This window comes from Lentzea sp. NPDC036955 (genome assembly GCF_055608005.1).
The window spans coordinates 268,430-286,685 of sequence record NZ_JBVJRC010000009.1; the positions used below are offsets into that span (position 1 = coordinate 268,430).

16 protein-coding genes are annotated in these 18,256 nt (G+C 71.7%); 8 read left to right on the top strand and 8 right to left on the bottom strand.

Annotated features, from left to right (window positions below; all coding sequences use genetic code 11):
* Nucleotides 1-35 precede the first annotated feature (35 nt).
* Together ACZ7CF_RS30515 and ACZ7CF_RS30520 are read left to right on the top strand one after the other, a co-directional pair.
* A complete protein-coding gene (locus ACZ7CF_RS30515; protein ID WP_470371198.1) occupies nucleotides 36-575 on the top strand; it encodes a TetR/AcrR family transcriptional regulator in 540 nt (179 codons plus the stop codon).
* Between the two features lie 37 nt (nucleotides 576-612).
* The gene (locus ACZ7CF_RS30520; protein WP_470371199.1) at nucleotides 613-1,221 is read left to right on the top strand and encodes an alpha-ketoglutarate-dependent dioxygenase AlkB; all 609 of its coding nucleotides are present in this window, start codon (nucleotides 613-615) and stop codon (nucleotides 1,219-1,221) included.
* Here the strand turns inward: ACZ7CF_RS30520 and ACZ7CF_RS30525 are convergent.
* Nucleotides 1,187-2,131 carry an SDR family oxidoreductase gene (locus ACZ7CF_RS30525; protein ID WP_458431354.1) on the bottom strand — a complete coding sequence of 315 codons (945 nt, stop codon included), beginning with the start codon at nucleotides 2,129-2,131 and terminating at the stop codon, nucleotides 1,187-1,189. The two genes, ACZ7CF_RS30520 and ACZ7CF_RS30525, sit on opposite strands and share 35 nt — an antisense overlap.
* Before the next feature lie 133 nt (nucleotides 2,132-2,264).
* Between ACZ7CF_RS30525 and ACZ7CF_RS30530 the strand changes: the two genes are divergently transcribed.
* On the top strand, nucleotides 2,265-3,122 hold the full coding sequence (locus ACZ7CF_RS30530; protein ID WP_458434364.1) for a helix-turn-helix transcriptional regulator: 858 nt from the start codon (nucleotides 2,265-2,267) through the stop codon (nucleotides 3,120-3,122).
* Nucleotides 3,123-3,179: 57 nt separating this feature from the next.
* Here ACZ7CF_RS30530 and ACZ7CF_RS30535 read toward each other — a convergent pair whose 3' ends face one another.
* Complete coding sequence (locus ACZ7CF_RS30535) at nucleotides 3,180-4,565, bottom strand: PP2C family protein-serine/threonine phosphatase (RefSeq protein WP_360396417.1); 1,386 nt, start codon at nucleotides 4,563-4,565, stop codon at nucleotides 3,180-3,182.
* 137 nt (nucleotides 4,566-4,702) lie between these two features.
* Here ACZ7CF_RS30535 and ACZ7CF_RS30540 point away from each other — a divergent pair, with 137 nt between their 5' ends.
* Complete coding sequence (locus tag ACZ7CF_RS30540; protein ID WP_360396415.1) at nucleotides 4,703-8,851, top strand: hybrid sensor histidine kinase/response regulator; 4,149 nt, start codon at nucleotides 4,703-4,705, stop codon at nucleotides 8,849-8,851.
* Nucleotides 8,852-8,937: 86 nt separating this feature from the next.
* On the opposite strand, the gene ACZ7CF_RS30545 is transcribed toward ACZ7CF_RS30540, so the two are convergent.
* Nucleotides 8,938-9,306 (bottom strand): STAS domain-containing protein, encoded by a 369-nt coding sequence (locus tag ACZ7CF_RS30545; RefSeq protein ID WP_360396413.1) that lies wholly within the window; start codon nucleotides 9,304-9,306, stop codon nucleotides 8,938-8,940.
* A 104-nt stretch (nucleotides 9,307-9,410) separates the two neighbouring features.
* Here ACZ7CF_RS30545 and ACZ7CF_RS30550 point away from each other — a divergent pair, with 104 nt between their 5' ends.
* From ACZ7CF_RS30550 to ACZ7CF_RS30560, 3 genes are all read left to right on the top strand, one after another.
* Complete coding sequence (locus tag ACZ7CF_RS30550; protein ID WP_470371200.1) at nucleotides 9,411-9,797, top strand: ATP-binding protein; 387 nt, start codon at nucleotides 9,411-9,413, stop codon at nucleotides 9,795-9,797.
* A 20-nt stretch (nucleotides 9,798-9,817) separates the two neighbouring features.
* Nucleotides 9,818-10,030, top strand: a complete 213-nt coding sequence (locus ACZ7CF_RS30555) for a DUF6480 family protein (protein ID WP_360396410.1) — start codon at nucleotides 9,818-9,820, stop codon at nucleotides 10,028-10,030.
* A 78-nt stretch (nucleotides 10,031-10,108) separates the two neighbouring features.
* Nucleotides 10,109-10,462, top strand: coding sequence for an STAS domain-containing protein (locus ACZ7CF_RS30560; RefSeq protein WP_360396408.1), 354 nt, complete (start codon nucleotides 10,109-10,111; stop codon nucleotides 10,460-10,462).
* A 7-nt stretch (nucleotides 10,463-10,469) separates the two neighbouring features.
* Here ACZ7CF_RS30560 and ACZ7CF_RS30565 read toward each other — a convergent pair whose 3' ends face one another.
* Nucleotides 10,470-11,354: a Ppx/GppA phosphatase family protein gene (locus tag ACZ7CF_RS30565; RefSeq protein ID WP_470371201.1), complete on the bottom strand. Its 885-nt coding sequence runs from the start codon at nucleotides 11,352-11,354 to the stop codon at nucleotides 10,470-10,472.
* A gap of 115 nt (nucleotides 11,355-11,469) precedes the next feature.
* On the opposite strand from ACZ7CF_RS30565, the gene ACZ7CF_RS30570 reads away from it, so the two are divergent.
* A complete protein-coding gene (locus ACZ7CF_RS30570) occupies nucleotides 11,470-12,447 on the top strand; it encodes a hypothetical protein (protein WP_470371202.1) in 978 nt (325 codons plus the stop codon).
* On the opposite strand, the gene ACZ7CF_RS30575 is transcribed toward ACZ7CF_RS30570, so the two are convergent.
* Genes ACZ7CF_RS30575 through ACZ7CF_RS30590 form a run of 4 tightly spaced genes read right to left on the bottom strand, consistent with a single transcriptional unit; the run spans nucleotide 12,426 to nucleotide 18,163 of the window.
* Nucleotides 12,426-13,610, bottom strand: coding sequence for an MFS transporter (locus ACZ7CF_RS30575; RefSeq protein WP_470371203.1), 1,185 nt, complete (start codon nucleotides 13,608-13,610; stop codon nucleotides 12,426-12,428). The genes ACZ7CF_RS30570 and ACZ7CF_RS30575 overlap by 22 nt on opposite strands.
* Nucleotides 13,610-15,262: a DUF4910 domain-containing protein gene (locus tag ACZ7CF_RS30580; protein ID WP_470371204.1), complete on the bottom strand. Its 1,653-nt coding sequence runs from the start codon at nucleotides 15,260-15,262 to the stop codon at nucleotides 13,610-13,612. The genes ACZ7CF_RS30575 and ACZ7CF_RS30580 overlap by 1 nt, the downstream gene beginning before the upstream one ends.
* Complete coding sequence (locus ACZ7CF_RS30585; RefSeq protein WP_470371205.1) at nucleotides 15,259-16,971, bottom strand: aminotransferase class I/II-fold pyridoxal phosphate-dependent enzyme; 1,713 nt, start codon at nucleotides 16,969-16,971, stop codon at nucleotides 15,259-15,261. Before ACZ7CF_RS30585 ends, ACZ7CF_RS30580 begins: the two co-directional genes overlap by 4 nt.
* Nucleotides 16,964-18,163, bottom strand: coding sequence for a tRNA lysidine(34) synthetase (locus tag ACZ7CF_RS30590; protein ID WP_470371206.1), 1,200 nt, complete (start codon nucleotides 18,161-18,163; stop codon nucleotides 16,964-16,966). The genes ACZ7CF_RS30585 and ACZ7CF_RS30590 overlap by 8 nt, the downstream gene beginning before the upstream one ends.
* Nucleotides 18,164-18,256: the final 93 nt, after the last annotated feature.

Genomic DNA, 18,256 nt, shown 5'->3' on the forward strand with positions numbered 1-18,256 from the left:
CTGGAGCGTTGCTCCAGAGCGGTACTCTAACCCCCATGGCCGACCGACGACAGTCCCTTCTCGACGCGGCGCTGCGGCTCGTCGAGGAGGGCGGGCTCGACGCCGTCACCATCGCGGCGCTGACCGAGCGCTCCGGCATGTCGAACGGCAGCATCTACCACCACTTCGGCAGCCGCGCGGGCGTGTTCGCACAGCTCTACGCCGACTCCTACGGCCGCTGCGTCGCCGCGATGACCCCCGCGCTCGACGACCGGCCTGCCCTCGCGGCCGTCCGCGACCTGGCGCTGCGCTACCTCGACTGGGTCACCGCGAACCCCAGCCGCGCGCGGTTCCTCTACGCCGCACCGGACCACGCCGACCCCGTGGCCAAGCAGGCGGAGTTCGCCCCGGTGCTGACGTGGTTCCTGGCGCGAATGGAGACGGGCGAGCTGCGGACCGTGCCGCCGTGGGCGCTGGAACCCGTGGCGATGGGTCCGGCGCACGAGTCGGTGCGCCGGTTCCTGCTCGGCGTGTTCGACCTGGCAGCGGCCCGCGACCTGGTCGCGGACGCGGTCTGCGCCGTGCTGCGGCCCTGAGTGGTCGTAGAACACCTGTTCGACTAGGCTGCGCGCCATGCGCCAGGGTTCCCTCTTCGACCTGGAAGCGGAGCCGGTCCTGGCCCCGCTCGCCCCGCGCCGCACCGAGCTCGGCCACGGCGCCTGGGTCGACGTGCAGCCCGGCTGGCTCTCCGGCGCGGACACCGTGTTCGACGAGCTGGTCGAGACCGTGCCGTGGCGGGCAGAACGCCGCCAGATGTACGACACCGTGGTCGACGTGCCACGCCTGCTCTGCTTCTACTACGGCACGCTGCCCTCGGACGTGCTCACGAACGCCCGTGCCGCCCTCTCGGAGCACTACCGGCCCGAGCTGGGTGAACCGTTCACCACCGCCGGCCTCTGCTACTACCGCGACGGCCGCGACAGCGTCGCGTGGCACGGCGACACCATCGGCCGCGGCGCCACCGACGACACGATGGTCGCGATCCTGTCCGTCGGCACGCCGCGCGCGCTCCTGCTCCGGCCCCGCGGCGGCGGCGAGACGCACAGGTACGCGCTGGGCCACGGCGACCTGCTGGTGATGGGCGGGTCGTGCCAGCGCACGTGGGAGCACGCCATCCCGAAGACCGCGAAGGTCGTCGGGCCGCGCATCAGCGTCCAGTTCCGCCCGCACGGAGTCCGCTAGCGACGAGCTCCTCGGACACCTCCCAGACGCGCCGGGCCTCGTCGGCGGACCTCAGGCGGCTGTAGAGCGCCTGCTCTGCGGGCGGGCCGCTGAGGTGCCCGAAGCGGGTCGGGCCGTAGAACGGCGCGGGGTGCGGCGCGGTGGCGGCCAGCAGAGCCGGCAGCTGCGCGGACTCCACGGTGCCGAGCACGCCGACCGCGGACGCGACGCGGATCAGGCGCACGGCCGGGGTGTCGCTCGCGCGGCCGACCTCGGGGCGGGCGGCGAGCAGGTTCGTCGGTGCCACGCCGGGGTGGGCCAGGTTGCTCGTGATCCCCCAGCCGCCCGCCTCGCTGCGGCGCGCGAGCTCCAGCCCGAACAGGCCCAGTGCGATCTTCGACTGGCTGTAGGCCTTGCCGCCGCTGTAGGAGCGCTCCCAGTTCAGGTCGTCCCAGTTGATGGCGTTCTGGTTGGCGGCGATGCTGATCTGCGAGGTGACGCGGGCGCGGCCGGCCTTCAGCAGCGGCAGCAGCGCCGTCACGAGCGCGACGTGGCCGAGGTGGTTGGTGCCCCACTGGAGCTCGAACCCGTCGGCGGTCGTCTGCCGTTCGGGCGGGGTCATGACGCCCGCGTTGTTCACGAGGACGTGCACGGGCGCGCCCTCCTCCAGCAGCTCGGCGCTCACCGCGGCGACCGAGCGCAGCGAGGACAGGTCGAGCGAGCGCAGCGAGACGGTCGCGCCGGGTGTCCGCCGCCGGATCTCGGCGAGCGCGGCCTCGCCCTTGCGCGGGTTGCGGACGGGCAGCACGACCTCGGCCCCCGCCGCCGCGAGCCGTCCGGCGATGCCGAGCCCGACCCCGTCGCTGCCGCCGGTGACGACCGCACGCTTCCCGGTCAGGTCCGGCACCTCGACGTCGAACTTCCTGCTCATCGCACACTCCCCTGGTTCGTCCGCGGTCTCTCCGTTCCACCGTGGACGGACGGCGCGCGCACATCCAGGACCTGGGAGTCCGTGGCTACGGCGGGGCGCGGGCGTTAGAAAGGGGACAGCGAGAGGAGACGCCGTGATCGACCGAGCCGGGCTGGCCGCGTTCCTGCGGCACCGCAGGGAGGCGCTGCAGCCGGAGGACATCGGCCTGCCGCGCGGGCGGCGCCGCCGGACCAGCGGCCTGCGCCGCGAGGAGGTCGCCGCCCGTTGCAGCATGTCCGCCGACTACTACGCGCGGCTGGAGCAGGAACGCGGGCCGCACCCGTCCGAGCAGATGATCGCCGCCATCGCCCAGGGCCTGCACCTGTCCCTCGACGAGCGCGACCACCTGTTCCGCCTCGCGGGCCACCCACCGCCGGGCAGGGGCGGGACCAGCGACCACGTGAGCCCCGGCCTCGCCCGGATCTTCGACCGCCTGCACGACACCCCGGCCGAGGTCGTCACCGAGCTGGGCGAGACGCTGCGCCAGACCCCGCTCGGCGTCGCGCTCACCGGTGACGCGGCCGCCCGCACCGGACCGGAGCGCAGCCTCGGTTTCCGCTGGTTCAGCGACCCGTCGTCGCGGGCGCTGTACGAGCCAGCCGACCACGCGTTCCTGGGCCGCATGTTCGCCTCGGGGCTGCGGGAGGCCCTGACCCGGCGCGGACCGGGCTCGCGGGCCGCGCACTACGCCGACCTCCTGCTGGCGACCAGCGAGGAGTTCCGGACCGTCTGGGACCGGCAGGAGATCGGCCTGCGCCCGCGCGAGGTCAAGCGGTACGTCCACCCGGCCGTCGGCGCGCTCGAGCTGCACTGCCAGACGTTGCTCGACCCCGACCAGCACCACTTCCTGCTCGTCTACACCGCCACGCCGGGCAGCGAGAGCCACGAGAAGCTGCGGCTGCTGTCCGTCGTCGGCACTCAGATGACGTCGGCGAACACCGGGTCGGCGTAGCACCGGCGGCCGCCGTGCCCGGTGCGCGGACCGGGGACGCTCGTCACCCGGGCGAGCTCACACGGCCTGGACCGCGAGCAGGGCGAGGTCGTCGTGGTCGCCGCTGCCGAGCCACCGCAGCACCGCCTCCTGGCAGTGCCGCGCGATCTCCTCCGCCGGCAGCCCCTTGCACTCCTCGAGCACCGCGCGGAGCCGCTGCTCGCCGAACAGCTCGTTGCGGTCGGTGTGCGCGCGGGCCTCGGTGAACCCGTCGCTGTAGAGCAGCAGCGTGTCGCCGGGTGCCAGGGTCACCTGCTCGCCGGTGAACCGGACGTCGGCCAGGATGCCGACGATCGCACCGGGGGCGCTGATCTCCTGCACCGTGCCGTCCGCGCGCAGCACCAGCGGCGACGGGTGGCCCCCGGACGCGAGCGACAGCCGCACTCCCCCGGACGCGAGCGGCACCAGCTCGCCGACGACGATCGTGGTGAAGAGCTTGGAGCCGGTGGCGCGCAGCGAGGTGTTCAGCAGGTGCAGCAGCCGCACCGGGTTCGTCTCGACCAGCGACAGCGCCTGCAGCGACTGCCGCACCCGTCCGCTGTGGACCGCGGCCTCCAGCCCGTGGCCGCAGACGTCGCCCAGCGCGAACGTCGCCGAGCCGTCGGTGCGCGGGTGCACGTCGTAGAAGTCGCCGCCGACCTCCGCCCGCTGGTGGGCGGGCAGGTACACCGACGCGAGCGAGGCACCGCGCAGCTCGGGCAGCGGCAGCGGCAGCAGCGCCGAGCGCAGCACCTCGATCATCCGCCGCTGCTCGGTCAGCTTCGACGACGACTCCAGCGCCGCCGCCGCGTGTTTGCCGAACAACCGCACGCGCTCGACGTCGTTCGGCGGGAATTCACCCCGTCGGACGACGACCAGCGCTCCCCCGACGCCCAGCGGCACGGCCAGTGCGGTGCCGAAGTCCTCCGGCACGCCCCAGCTGCCGTCACCCAGGGAGGTGATCCTCGTCAGCGTCGAGGTGCCGGTCAGGACCTCCGCCAGCACCGTCGCCCGGCGCGGCGTGCGGGTGACCGTGGGTTCGCCGCCGCCGCACCGCCACCACTCCAGCCGGTCGCGCGTCGCGGGCACGACGGCCACGCAGTGCTCGCCCAGCAGCTCGGCCGCGAGCTGCACGATGGTCTTGAGCGTCGTCTCCCGCGACGTGCCGCCCGCGAGCCGCAGGTGGGCGTGGTCGAGCGCGGAGTCCGTGAAGTACCAGGCACTCCAGCCGTCACCGAGGTCCAGCTGCCGGCCGGCGACGTGCACGTCGAGGTGCTCGCCGGGGGACAGCCGGGGGAACCGCTCGGCGGCCGCGGCGTTGCGCACCCGCACGGCACCGGCGGGGTCGACGACGAGGACCGCCTCGCGCAGCCCGTCCACCAGGCGCTGCCAGCCGTCCAGGTCGATGCCCACGGTGCTGCTCATCCGCTCTGGTCCTGCGCGGACGGCCGGGTCATCACGGCCTCCTGCGGGTCGTTGGCGTGCATCGCGGCATCAAGTTACCTCGCTCCCAACCTAACGTGGCAGGCTTGGCTGCGACCACCGAGGCACGGAGGCTTGGAGTGACCACGGCCAACGAAGAGACGGACGCGACCCTCGACCGGGTGCTCTCCGCCATGAGAGACCTGCGGGACGGCAACTTCCGCCGCAGGCTCGTGGTGCCGGGGAACGGGCCCGTGTCGGCTCTCGCGGACGTGTTCAACGAGATCGCGGAGCGCAACCAGTGGCTGGCCGGCGAGCTGGGCCGGGTCCGGCAGGCGGTCGGCCAGGAGGGCAGGCTCACCGAACGGGTGGCGCCCGCGGGCACCGCCGGTGGCTGGTCGCTGATCGCCGACTCGGTGAACGGCCTGGTCGAGGACCTGATGCGGCCGACGACCGAGCTGAGCCGCGTGCTCGCCGCCGTGGCCGAGGGCGACCTGACCAAGCGCATGTCCGACCAGACGCTGCGCGGTGAGTTCGCCACGCTCGGCTCGACGGTCAACGGCCTGGTCGACCAGCTGTCGTCGTTCGCCGACGAGGTCACCCGCGTCGCCCGCGAGGTCGGCACCGACGGCCGCCTGGGCGGTCAGGCGCGGGTTCCCGGCGTCGCCGGGACGTGGCGCGACCTGACCGACAACGTGAACTCGATGGCGAACAACCTGACCAAGCAGGTCCGCAACATCGCCCAGGTGGCGACGGCGGTGGCCAACGGCGACCTGACCCAGAAGATCACGGTCGACGTCTCCGGCGAGATGCTGGAGCTGAAGAACACGCTGAACACGATGGTCGACCAGCTGTCCTCGTTCGCCGACGAGGTCACCCGCGTCGCCCGCGAGGTCGGCACGGACGGCAAGCTCGGCGGTCAGGCGAAGGTGCCGGGCGTGGCGGGCACCTGGCGCGACCTGACCGACAACGTGAACCTCATGGCGGAGAACCTGACGACCCAGGTCCGCAACATCGCCCAGGTCACCACCGCCGTGGCGCAGGGCGACCTGACCCAGAAGATCACCGTCGACGCGCGCGGCGAGATCCTGGAGCTCAAGTCGACGATCAACACGATGGTCGACCAGCTGTCCTCGTTCGCCGACGAGGTCACCCGCGTGGCCCGCGAGGTCGGTTCGGACGGCCGGCTGGGCGGTCAGGCCCAGGTCCCCGGCGTCGCAGGCACCTGGCGCGACCTGACCGAGTCGGTGAACGTCATGGCGAACAACCTGACCACGCAGGTCCGCAACATCGCCTCGGTGACCACCGCCATCGCGCGCGGCGACCTGACGCAGAAGATCACGATCGACGCGCGCGGCGAGATCCTCGAACTGAAGACCACGATCAACACGATGGTCGGCCAGCTCTCCTCGTTCGCCGAGGAGGTCACCCGCGTCGCCCGCGAGGTCGGCACCGACGGCCGCCTGGGCGGCCAGGCGCAGGTGCCCGGCGTGGCGGGCACGTGGCGCGACCTGACCGACAACGTCAACTTCATGGCGAACAACCTGACCAACCAGGTCCGCAACATCGCGCACGTCGCGACGGCCGTGGCGAACGGCGACCTGTCGCAGAAGATCACGGTCGACGCGCGCGGCGAGATCCTGGAGCTGAAGTCGACGTTGAACACGATGGTCGACCAGCTGTCCTCGTTCGCCGAGGAGGTCACCCGCGTCGCCCGCGAGGTCGGCACAGACGGCCGCCTGGGCGGCCAGGCGCGCGTGCAGGGCGTCGCCGGCACGTGGAAGGACCTGACCGAGAACGTCAACCTGATGGCGGACAACCTCACCGACCAGGTCCGCAACATCGCCGCCGTCGCCACCGCGGTCGCGAACGGCGACCTGTCGAAGAAGATCACCGTCGAGGCGAAGGGCGAGGTCGCGACCCTCGCCGACACGCTGAACGGCATGGTCGACACGCTGCGCGCGTTCGGCGACGAGGTCACCCGCGTGGCCCGCGAGGTCGGCACCGAGGGCATCCTCGGCGGTCAGGCGCGCGTGTCGGGCGTGGCGGGCACGTGGAAGGACCTCACCGACTCGGTGAACTTCATGGCGGACAACCTGACCAACCAGGTCCGCAACATCGCCCAGGTCACCACCGCCGTGGCGCAGGGCGACCTGACGAAGAAGATCGACGTCTCGGCGCGCGGCGAGATCCTGGAGCTGAAGACCACGATCAACACGATGGTCGACCAGCTGTCGTCGTTCGCCGACGAGGTCACCCGCGTCGCCCGGGAGGTCGGCACCGAGGGCAAGCTGGGCGGTCAGGCCGAGGTCGACGGCGTGGCCGGCACGTGGTCGAAGCTGACCGACAACGTGAACCAGCTGGCCTCGAACCTCACGACCCAGGTCCGCGCGATCGCCGCCGTCGCCACCGCCGTGACCGCGGGCGACCTGACCAGGCAGATCACCGTGGACGCGTCCGGCGAGCTGGCCGAGCTCAAGGACAACGTCAACCAGATGATCGCGAACCTGAAGGAGACCACCCGCGCGAACCGCGAGCAGTACTGGCTGAAGACGAACCTGGCCAGGCTGTCCGGCCTGATGCAGGGCCACCGCGACCTGCGCGCGCTGGCGTCGTTGATCATGAGCGAGCTGACGCCGCTGGTCAGCGCCCACCAGGGCGCGTTCTACCAGCTCCAGGAGGACGACGACAGCAAGCAGACGCTGGAGCTGACCGCCTCCTACGGCTTCCGCCTCGACGCCGCCCGCGCGACCCGCGTGGAGATGGGCGAGTCGCTCGTCGGCCAGTCCGCGTTCGAGAAGAAGACGATCCTGGTCACCAAGGTTCCCGCCGGCTACCTGACGGTGTCCTCCGCGCTGGGCTCGTCGGCACCGGTGAACCTGGTCATCCTGCCGGTGCTGTTCCAGGGCGAGACCCTGGGCGTGATCGAGCTGGCCTCGCTGAACGAGTTCTCCGACGTCCACCTGGACCTGCTGGACCAGCTGAAGGAGAACATCGGCGTCAACGTGAACACGATGCTCGCCAACTCCCGCACCGACGCCCTGCTCGTCGAGTCGCAGCGCCTGACCACCGAGCTGCGCGCCGGTTCCGAGGAGCTGGAGGACCGCGCCCGCCAGCTCCAGACGGCCTCGAAGTACAAGTCCGAGTTCATGGCGAACATGTCGCACGAGCTGCGCACGCCGCTGAACTCGCTGCTGATCCTCGCCAAGCTGCTGGCCGACAACCTCGACGGCAACCTGAACCCGAAGCAGGTCGAGTTCGCACGCACGATCCACTCGTCGGGCTCGGACCTGCTGCAGCTCATCAACGACATCCTCGACCTGACCAAGGTCGAGGCCGGCCACATGACGCTGCACGAGGACCGGGTGCGCCTCGACGAGCTGGTCCGCTACGTCGAGACGCTCTGCCTGCCGCTGACCGCCGAGAAGCACCTGGAGTTCTCGGTCCGCGTCGACCCGGACGTGCCGGAGACCCTGCGCACCGACGAGCACCGCCTCCAGCAGATCCTGCGGAACCTCCTGTCGAACGCGGTGAAGTTCACCCACGACGGTGGCATCCGCCTGCACGTGCGCATGGACGACCCCTCGACCGTGGCGTTCGACGTGCACGACACGGGCATCGGCATCCCCGCGGAGAAGCTGGCCGTCATCTTCGAGGCGTTCCAGCAGGCCGACGGCACCACGTCCCGCAAGTACGGCGGCACCGGCCTGGGCCTGTCCATCAGCCGCGAGCTGTCCCAGCTCCTCAACGGTGCCCTGCGCGTGCGCTCGGAGCCGGGCATCGGCTCGACGTTCACCCTCTGCCTGCCGCTGGGCAAGGTCGTGTCGGACGCGGTCGTCCTGCCCGAACCCGCGCCGATCGTGGCGCCGGCCGCGCCGCTGGCCCCGTCCGACTCGATGCGCTTCCACGGCGAGAAGGTCCTGGTCGTGGACGACGACCTGCGCAACGTCTTCGCCCTGACGTCCGTGCTGGAGCTGCACGGCCTGGAAGCGATCTTCGCCGACAACGGCATCACCGGCGTGCGCGCGCTGGAGCAGTACGACGACGTGGCGATCGTCCTGATGGACATCATGATGCCCGAGCTGGACGGCAACGCCACGATTTCCGCCATCCGGGCGATGGAGCGCTACGCGGACCTGCCTGTGATCGCTGTCACGGCGAAGGCGATGAAGGGCGACCGGGAGAAGTCGCTGGCCTCCGGTGCCACCGACTACGTGACGAAGCCGGTGGACACCGAGCACCTGATCCGGTTGATCGCGTACTACCTGGGGGTGTCCGGGGAGGTGTGAGCGCGGAGCCCGGCCGGGGTGGTCTCACCCGTGACAGCACCCCGGGTGGGCTCGCGTTCAGCCCACCCGCGCTGGAGCGGACGCCGCTAGAGGGCGCTCTCCACGGACTCCTGCACCGCCGCGTCCACGCTCTCGTGCAGGCTCAGCACCCCGGCGACGTCGGCCAGCGTGAACAACCGCAGCACGGGCGCCTGAACAGCGGCGATCCGCAGCTGACCGCCGGACTCGGCGAGCCGCCGGTGCCAGTCGAGCACGAGCGCGAGCCCGGTCGAGTCCATGAACTGCAGCAGCTCCAGGTCGAGCACCGCGTGCTTCCCGGTCACGTCCGCGTCCATCCGCGCGGACAGCACGGGGACGGTGTCGATGTCCAGCTCACCGGCGACGGCGAGCACCCGCCACCCCCGCTGGACCTCGCTGCCGACGTTGAGCTCCATCGTCGCCGTTCCTTCCGCCACGCCCGACTCGTGCGACCCAAATCGTGCAGCACGACGTCCACCCGTGCGACCACCGGGGGGCTGAAAGATCCGGACGACCCACCGGATGTGCGACGATGCGCCCTGTGTTGAACGACCCACTGGCAGAGGTGCGGGTGACCCTGACCGCCGAGGGCGGGTCGTGTGCGCGCGCACGTCAGGTCGTACGGGAGGCCGCGACCTCCTGGGGACTGTCGGAGGACCTGTCCGACGACGCGCAGCTGATCGTCACGGAACTGGTGTCGAACGGCATCGACCACGGCAAGGGACCGATCACGCTGACGGTGACGCGGCGTGCGGCGGGGATGCTGGTCGAGGTGCACGACCTGTCGGAGCGGCTGCCGCAGATGCGTCCGGTGGACCCGACCAGTGCGCGCGGGCGCGGCATGCAGCTCGTGCAGGCGTTGAGCGTGCGCTGGGGGACGACACCCGATGGTGGCGGCAAAGTCGTCTGGGCGGAGTTGGAAGACTGAAAACGGGTACCTGTGCCCCTATGACCGCTGACCCAGAACGCACACCTGGACTCGAACCCGGCGGAGGGGTGCAACCGGGTGACACACCCCCGGAGGCCGGGCAGACCTCGGGGCTGTCCCACCAGGAGGCGACGCCGCCGCGCAACCTCGGGCGGATCGCCGTGATCGTCATCATCGCCTTCGCGGTGCTGGTGGCCGCGATGCTGCTGGTCAGGGCCTTCCTGCTCACCTGAGCGGCGCGGTGGGGGACCCCGTCCGGGTTGTGGGTGTCGTGGGAGGGCGCGTACGGTCGGTGCGGACGGGAGTCCCCTATGAACCAACTTCAACAGCGAACGACCTATGTCCAGTCCATCCCGGTCGTCTCTCTCACCGGCGAGATAGACATGATGTCGTCAGCGCCGGTGACCAGCAGGATCGCCGCTCTGCTCGACCGCAGGCCGCCCGCGCTGGTCATCGATCTGCGCGAGGTCCGCTTCTTCGGCTCCGAAGGCATCCGCACGCTCGTGGAGACCCAGAACACGGCCGACGAGTTCGGCATCCGGTTCGGAGTCGTGAGCAACAGCAGGGCTGTGCTGCAGCCCCTCGAAGTGACCGCGGTCGACCAGTTGCTGCTCATCTTCGGCAGCGTCGACAACGCCGTGACCGCTCTGGTCAACACCCGCTGAGGGCGGGTCAGGCGGCCGGTGTGACGCGGCGCGACCGTTCGACCAGGTCCAGCAGCAGACCCTCCTTGGTGGACCACGGCGAGATGTCCACGACGTCATGTCCGGTGGCGCGCATCAACGCCTCGGCCACCACCGCCCCCGCGAGCGACTGCCGCGCGCGGTGCCGGGAGATCCCCGGCAGCGCGGCACGTTCCCGCACGGAGAGCTTGGCCAGCCGGGGGATCCACTTCTCCAGGTCCTTGGCCCGCAGCTGCCGCGTCGTGGAGGACGCCGACCGCCGGTCGCCCGCGAGCCGGGCGAGCTGCTGGAACACCTTGGAACACCCGATCGCGCGAGCGCCGTCGTAGCGCGGGAACACCGCCTCGATGCGCTCGCGCACCTCTTCCCGCATGTCCTCCACCGCGAGGCCGGAGCGGGTCAAAGTCCTTGCCCCCAAAGGCAAGGAGATCGCGAACTCGGGTTCGGCGCCGTCACCGGCGGCGAGCTCGACCGTGCCGCCGCCGACGTCGAGCACGACGAGCGGGCCGGCGCCCCAGCCGAACCAGTGCCGCGAGGCCGCGTACGACAGCCGGGCTTCTTCCTTGCCCGACAACACCTTCAGCTCCACGCCGGTGCGGCGCGACACCTTGCGCATCACCTCGCCGGCGTTCGCGGAGTCGCGCACGCACGAGGTGGCGAACGGCAGGAACGGCGTGTCCCCCGCGGCCTTGCGGGCGGCCTGCACGGCCTCGCACAGCGAGTCGATCCCGGCCGGGCTGATGGCGCCCTCCGCGCTCAGCTCGCGGTCGAGCCGCAGCCGGACCTTGTGGGACACCAGCGGACGCGTCAGGTCACGTTCCACGACCACCAGGTGTGCGCTGAAGCACCCGACGTCCAGAACCCCGACCGCCATCCGCCCGCCTTCCCTCACCCGTAAAGGACCTCTTTACCGCATCCGGCTCGAATACCCGAACTTTTAGCGCCCAACCGCGCAAAAGTCACCCGATGACGTGCGTTACAGTGCTGCGATGTCATTGGCAGAGGTGCCTTCCCGGCTCGACGACGCGGTGCGCAGCGCGGACAGGGGCGTCATCGTCCTCGCCGTGGACGGGCTCTCATCGGACGTGGCCGGACAGACGTGGCTCGAAGCCGAGATCACCACGCTCACCTCCACGCTGCCGTCGACGTCGGCGACGGCCTGGCTGACGGCGCTGACCGGTGCCGCCGCCGACGTGCACCGCGTTCCGGGAACGGTGTACCGCAACGGTTCCGGCCTGGTGCACGCCATCACCGGCACACCGTCGATCCCGTCGCTGCCGACCGTGCTGGAACGCCACGGCGCCGCGGTCCTGGCGCGGGAGATCGACCTGCTGACCGGCACCTGGGCGCGGGCGCTGCTGCGGGGGTGCACCCGGATACCCGCGCCCGCACAGCACAAGCTCACCGCGCAGGCGGAGGACCCACCGCTGCTCGTCGCGAACGTCGTGGCGGACCTGGACAAGGTCTCGGCCGACCACGGCTTCCTGTGGACCTACGTCAACATCGACGACCACGTGCACCGCAACGGGTACGACGAGTCGGTGCACGAGGCGATGCTGCGTCTGGACGCACACGCTTCCCGTTGGGCCGCAGCGGGTTGGACCGTCGTCGCGCATTCGGACCACGGCCAGGTCCCGGTCGCGGCCGACCCCGATCTCGTCGAGGCGTGGGACGCGATCGTCCGCGAGGAGTGCGCGATCCCGTCCGGCGGGGCGGGCCGGATGCGCTGGCTGTACCCGAGGCCGGACCGGCTGGAGGCCGTTTTCGACCGCGTGGCAACGACCCTGGGGGACGCGGCGACCGTGCACCACGCGTCCGACCTCGGCCTGCCGCAGCCGGAGGCGGGCCCGGTGGTGGCCGTGGCGGCGTCGCCGGCGTTCCCGGTGCCCGACCCGTCCGCGCGCTTCGAGCACGGCGGTGTGAGCCGCGACGAGGTCGAGGTGCCCTACGCCGTCTGGCGCACCTGATCGCGGATGCGCAGCACCACGAGCCCGACGACGACGAACACCGCCGCCTGCACGACGTAGATCGCGAAGTACCCGACCGCGCTGATGACCACGGTGGCGACGCCGATCGCCACCGTGTACGGCAGGTCCACCATCGCCTCGGACGCCGCGATGGCCCGTCCCTGCACCTCGTTCGGGGTCCTGCGCTGCACCAGGGTCATCGCGGCGACGAGGATCATCGGCAGTCCCAGCCCGATCAGCACCGCGCCCGCGCACACGCCGGTCAGGGTCGTGGTGGCCGCGAGCCCCAGACCCAGGCCGTTCAGCAGGAACCCGGTCGCCGCGGTCACGAACTCCCCGCGCCGCCGCATCAACCGGCCGACCGCCACCGCGCCGAGCACCGCCCCCGCGCCCTGCACGGACCCGAGCACCCCGAGGAACTCCGGTGGCCGGCCGAGGCCCGCGGTCACGAGGTCGAACACCGCGACGTTGAGCATCCCGGCGCCGGTGAACGCCACCGCGCCCGCGATCACCATCTGCCGCAACGCCGGGGTGCCCCAGATGTGCCGCACCCCGGCGAGCAGGGCGGGCACGATCGGTTCCCGCTCCGGTGTCCTGGTCAGGTCGGGAACACCGCGCAACAGCAGCAGCGACACGATCGACGCCAGGTACGTCACGGCGTCCAGGGCGGCCACCGCCGACCCGCCGAACGCCGCGAACACCGCCGCACCGGCCAGCGGTCCCACGATCCGCAGCCCCTGGTTCAGCGCGCCGAACACCGAGTTGACGTCGCCGAGCTCGTCCTCGGTGACCATCGAGTGCACGAGCCCGCCGCGGGCCGCCCGGTAGACCTGGGCCGACACCCCGTACCCGAGGGTGACCACGTAGATGAGCCACACCGACGGCCAGAACACCAGCAGACCCACCAGCACGCAGGCGCCGAGGTCCGCCCAGATCAGCACCGTCCTGCGCGGGAACCGGTCCACCAGTAGCCCGATGAACGGCGCGCACAGCGTCGGCACGGCGATCAGGAAGAAGATCACCCCGGCCGCGCCGCTGGACCCGGTCAGCTCCAGCACCCAGATGCCCAGCGCGATCACGAGGGCGGTGTTGCCGAACATGTTCAGCACCTGCCCGACGAACAGCACCCGCAGCCGCCGGTCCCTCAGCACCTTGCGCCACATCACGACTCCCCCGCCCATCCCGCGGCACACAGCACGTCGAGGAACCGCTGCGCGAACGCGACCGGAACCGTCAGCTCCGAGGCCAGCGCCGCCCACCACCCCACCGAGTACCGCGACCGCCGCCCGTCGATCCCCCGCGCCAGCGCCGACATCCGCGCGTAGGCACCGCCGCGGTCCTCGGCGATGCGCGCGTCCAGCCAGGCACGGTCCTGCTGAGAACAGTCCTCCGCCAGCGCGCGGAGGTTGAACGGCCCGTCCCAGAACGCCACCACGCCACCGCTGCGCGGCTCGCCGGAGGTCGGTGGCTGCCGCAGCGACGCCACGGTCGCCTGGGCCACGGCCCTGCGGTGCGCGAGCCGGCGTGCGGCCGCCGTCGTCGCCCACGGGTCGTAGACGGGTTCGTCCCACTCCAGCTGCCGCCGCGGTGCCGCACCGGCCAGCCCGCCCGCCACGTAGGCCGCCGCCCACGCGGAGGTCGCGTCCGCGACGTCGGCCTTGAGCGAGCCATCATCAACCCGAATGGCACCGATCACCGCGGCCGCGAGCGCGGTGGTCCGGCGCAGCTCGTCGGCCGACACCTTGTCGAACGTGTCGGACGCGGTGTGGTTGAACCGGTCCGGCCAGTGGTTGAGGCCGACGTTCGGGCACGGCACCAGCGCGTGGTCCGAGGCACCGACGTGCGGCACCGACCGCCACGACCACACGTCGCACGGCACGGCCCCGCTGTAGGACCGCGTTCCCGGCATCAGCGCGGCCACCCGTTCGGCCAACGCCGTGACGTACGAGGGTTTCTCGTCCGGTGACCGTTCGATCACCAGCGGCCCGCCGCACAGCGCCTGGTCCTCCCCGGCCATGTCGACGTTGACCGCGACCGCCGGCACCGGCGCGTCCTGCAGGTAGGCGGCCGTGCCCACGAACTCCGGTCCCCACACGAACCGCACCGGCGCACCGGCCGTCTCGCGCAGCAGCGACGCGACCGCCATCAACGCCGCCACACCGGAGGCGTTGTCGTTGGCGCTGGGCCGCGGGTGGCACAGGTGGGCGGTGAGCAGCAGCTCCGGTCCCGTTCCCGGGAGGAGCCCGGACACCACCGGCATCTGCACCGGCTCGCCCAGCTCGACCGAGACCCGCGCGTGCCCTGCCTGCCGCAGGACCGCGAGCTGCTCCTCGTCGACGCAGAACGCGACCAGCGGGCTGTGCGGGGGCAGCTCGACCCGCCCGGCGCGCGTGACGAAGCCGAAGACCCCGCGGCGGGCCAGCTCGTGCGGTGAGAGCTCCGGTGCCAGCACCAGCGCCCCCGGCCGGGTCTCCGCGCTCACCGGCACCGTGCGGCCCGCGCAGGCGGCCGAGAACGCCCCGAGCGCGTACGGCTGGTCCGGGTACGACACGAGCGCGGTGCCGCCGACCTCCAGGGTCGCCGACACCGGGGTCCACGCCGGCGGCCCGCGGAATGTCCACCACCGGCTCTCCGGCCGGTGCTGGCGCACCTCGACGTCGCGCAGCGGCACCCGGTCCGCCACGTACTCCGCCGCCCCCTGCAGCCCGGCCGACACCTGGTACCGGTCGAACTCGCACAGCGCCTTCACGTCGGCCATCGCCGCCTCGGCGTCGAAGCCGCGGTGCAGCGCGTCCACCAGCTCCTGCAACCTCACCCGAACACCGCCTCGCGCCGCTGCTGCGACAACGGCACCGACAGCCTGATGTCGTCCGGCAGCACCTTGCCCTGCAGACCGCGTTCCTTGAGCCAGACCTCGGCCGACAACGGCACGCGCACCCACGGCACCCGCGGGTCGCCGGGTGCCACGTCGGGCAGGAGGTCCACGAACGACGGCTTCACCGCCCTGATCCGGTCCCGCAGCGGCCGCAGCACGTCCCCCTGTTCCAGCAGGGCGAGCGCCAGGTCCAGCGACAGCGCCGACACGGCCAGCGGTGCGGCGACCTCCCGCACCCTGGACGCGATGTCCCTGGACGCCAGCGCGAACCCGACCCGCAGGCCGCCGCAGCAGTAGCCCTTCGACATGCTCCTGATGACGACGAGCCCGCGGCGGTGCGGCAGCAACCGCACCGCGCTGTCGTGCGGTTCCAGGTACGCGGCACACGTCTCGTCGACGATGAGGACGTCGGCCTCGATCTCACCGATCTCGTCGAGCCCCATGACCTCACCGGAGACGCCGGGCCGGTCCACCACGACCACGGCGGAGCCCTCCGGAGCCCCGATCGCGGCAGCGGCGAGCGCGAACTCGGGGTGCCCGGCGCAGGTGAAGCCGTCGACCGCCAGCGCGGCCAGCGACCGCAGCAACCCCGTCGCACCCGCACCACAGGTGACCTGCTCCGGTTCCAGGAACATCCCGAAGTACCGCTGCAGCACCGGTGCCGCCTTCGCACCGTACGGGTCGGCCACGTCGTAGCGGCGCGCCCGTTCCGCCACACCGCCCAGCGCCGCCCACGCCCGGTCGATGGCGGGTTGGACGAACTCCACCTCGTCCGGTGCCCACCGCAGGTCGACCCCCTCCGCCGCCCCGCGGTGCCCCTCCAGCGCCGACACCCGAGCGGTGGCGACGAACTGGACGTACCGCGTGTCCGCGGTGACCGGGGCACCCCTGGTGAAGTCCGCGTCCACGTGCTCGACGACGAACCCGGCCCGGTCGAGCAGCGAGGCGACCTCCGGCGGGTGGTACAGCCGCACGTCGTCGTGCAGCACGCACGACGACCCGTCGGGCCGTTCGACGCGCACCTCTCCCCCGCTGCGCCCGGTGAGCGGGTCGAAGCGGCGGTGGAACGTGAACGTGTGGCCGTCGACCTCCGCCACCGCGTGGTCCCGGTAGCCGCGCAGGATCGCCGTGGCGTTGGAGTGGTCGAGCACCAGCACCCCGCCGGGTCTCAGCACCGACCGCACCCGCCGCAGCAACCGCACCTGGTCCGCGTCACCGCCCCACCCGAACGCCTGCACGCACACGACGGCGTCGAACCCTGGATCGATCCCGCGTGGCGGGCCCCCAGGGGGTGCACTTGGTCCGTCGGAACCCGGCCCAGCGGAGTTCGGCCCAGCGGAACCCGGCCCCGAGGAACCCAGGCCGGCGAAGTCCGGCCAGGCCCCCGTCAGGTCGGCCGCCACGAAGACCCCCGGCCCGCGCCGGGCCTGGTCGACCGCCCACTCCGACACGTCGACCCCGACCACGTCGAACCCGGCGCGCGCCAGCCCGTGGGCGTGCCGACCCACCCCGCACCCGAGGTCGAGGACCCGCCCACCGGCCGGCAGCACCGACGTGAGGTAGGCGACCTCGGCGGCGGTGCGGGCCGGTGAGTACTCGGCGGCGGCGAAGACCCAGTAGTCCCGCGTGAAGAACGGGTGCTCACGCAAAGTTGAGTTCCCGGCGCGCGAAGAAGTCGCAGACGTCGCACACGTCGGAGGCGTTCTGCAGGCCCTCCTGCAGCAGGTAGACGCCGCCGCAGTAGCGGCACTTGGCCTCCACCATCGGGAACATGTACCGCTGCATGTTCTCGAACGCCGAGAACAGGTAGTAGTCCACGCCCGGCCACAGGTCGAACAGGTGGTCCGTCACCGCGTACGACATCGACCGCTCGTCCGGTCCCGTGGTGAAGCGGCCCGGTGTGCCCTGCCGGTTCAGCTCGGGCGCGACCAGCTCCAGGTACAGCGTCAGCTCCTTCTTCGTGATGCGGTACAACGGGAACACGTACCGCAGGCCGCCGATCTCGCGCGCCGGGATGCCGCCCATCCGGAAACCGGTCGTGTACCAGGTGACCATGGAGGCCACGAGGTCGTCGGCGTTGAAGCCGAACGCCACCGTCGAGGCGCCGCGGGCACGGGCGTCCTCCTCCAGCATCCGCCGCAGCACCTGGTGGCCGATCACCATCGTCAGGTGCGCGCCGTCGCCGGCGACGACCTCGTTCATGGCCTCCACGAACGGTTTGCGCAGCCGGAACACCCGCTCGACGTCCTCGGCGGTCACGATCACCTGGTCGATGCCGAGCCGTGCGCCGGACTCGCGGGCCGCGGCGAACGTCGCCGGTTCCTCCCAGTCCGGCAGGCCGGTGATCGTCACCGCGGTCATGTCGACCGCGGGCAGCCGGTCGCGGGTCCGCTCCAGCAGCGTCAGGTACGCCACGCTGTCCCGTCCGCCGGACAGGCCGATGACGACGCGTTCACCGGCGTTCAGCACGTAGCTTTGGACGAACGCCTCCTCGACGTACTGCACGAACGAGTCGGCGTCCAGCTGCTCGCACCGGTGTTCCAGCGAACCGTTGGTGTCGAACATGACCTTCTTGGTGTAGACCGGGTTCGGCGTGCCGTAGACGACGGTCTTGGGGCGGCGCGCCACGTCCAGGTCGTAGAAGCGGACCTGCCGCACCTGCACCACGTCGTCCGCGCCGATCACGACGGTGTCCTCGGCGACGATCTCGCCGTTGACCGACGTGAGCACCGCGTTGACCGGAATCCCGTGCCGGCGCAACACGTCCGGCAGCGGCTGGCCGGGGGAGGCAGCGAGCTCCTCGGTCGTGCCCAGCTTCGTCAGGAAGTACACCGATGCCATCTCGATCTCCTCGTTCGCCCTGGCACAGGTCGTAGAGTATGGGCGTGCCGAAACCACCTGCGTCAACGTCGATGCGCGTCGAGTTTTCCCGCT

Bases quoted from the DNA above. Each gene is read 5' to 3' on its own strand.
- ACZ7CF_RS30515 (WP_470371198.1), top strand. From the start codon at position 36: ATGGCCGACCGACGACAGTCCCTTCTCGACGCGGCGCTGCGGCTCGTC.
- ACZ7CF_RS30520 (WP_470371199.1), top strand. From the start codon at position 613: ATGCGCCAGGGTTCCCTCTTCGACCTGGAAGCGGAGCCGGTCCTGGCC.
- ACZ7CF_RS30525 (WP_458431354.1), bottom strand. From the start codon at position 2,131: ATGAGCAGGAAGTTCGACGTCGAGGTGCCGGACCTGACCGGGAAGCGT.
- ACZ7CF_RS30535 (WP_360396417.1), bottom strand. From the start codon at position 4,565: ATGAGCAGCACCGTGGGCATCGACCTGGACGGCTGGCAGCGCCTGGTG.
- ACZ7CF_RS30555 (WP_360396410.1), top strand. From the start codon at position 9,818: ATGACCGCTGACCCAGAACGCACACCTGGACTCGAACCCGGCGGAGGG.
- ACZ7CF_RS30560 (WP_360396408.1), top strand. From the start codon at position 10,109: ATGAACCAACTTCAACAGCGAACGACCTATGTCCAGTCCATCCCGGTC.
- ACZ7CF_RS30565 (WP_470371201.1), bottom strand. From the start codon at position 11,354: ATGGCGGTCGGGGTTCTGGACGTCGGGTGCTTCAGCGCACACCTGGTG.
- ACZ7CF_RS30570 (WP_470371202.1), top strand. From the start codon at position 11,470: ATGTCATTGGCAGAGGTGCCTTCCCGGCTCGACGACGCGGTGCGCAGC.
- ACZ7CF_RS30575 (WP_470371203.1), bottom strand. From the start codon at position 13,610: ATGTGGCGCAAGGTGCTGAGGGACCGGCGGCTGCGGGTGCTGTTCGTC.
- ACZ7CF_RS30590 (WP_470371206.1), bottom strand. From the start codon at position 18,163: ATGGCATCGGTGTACTTCCTGACGAAGCTGGGCACGACCGAGGAGCTC.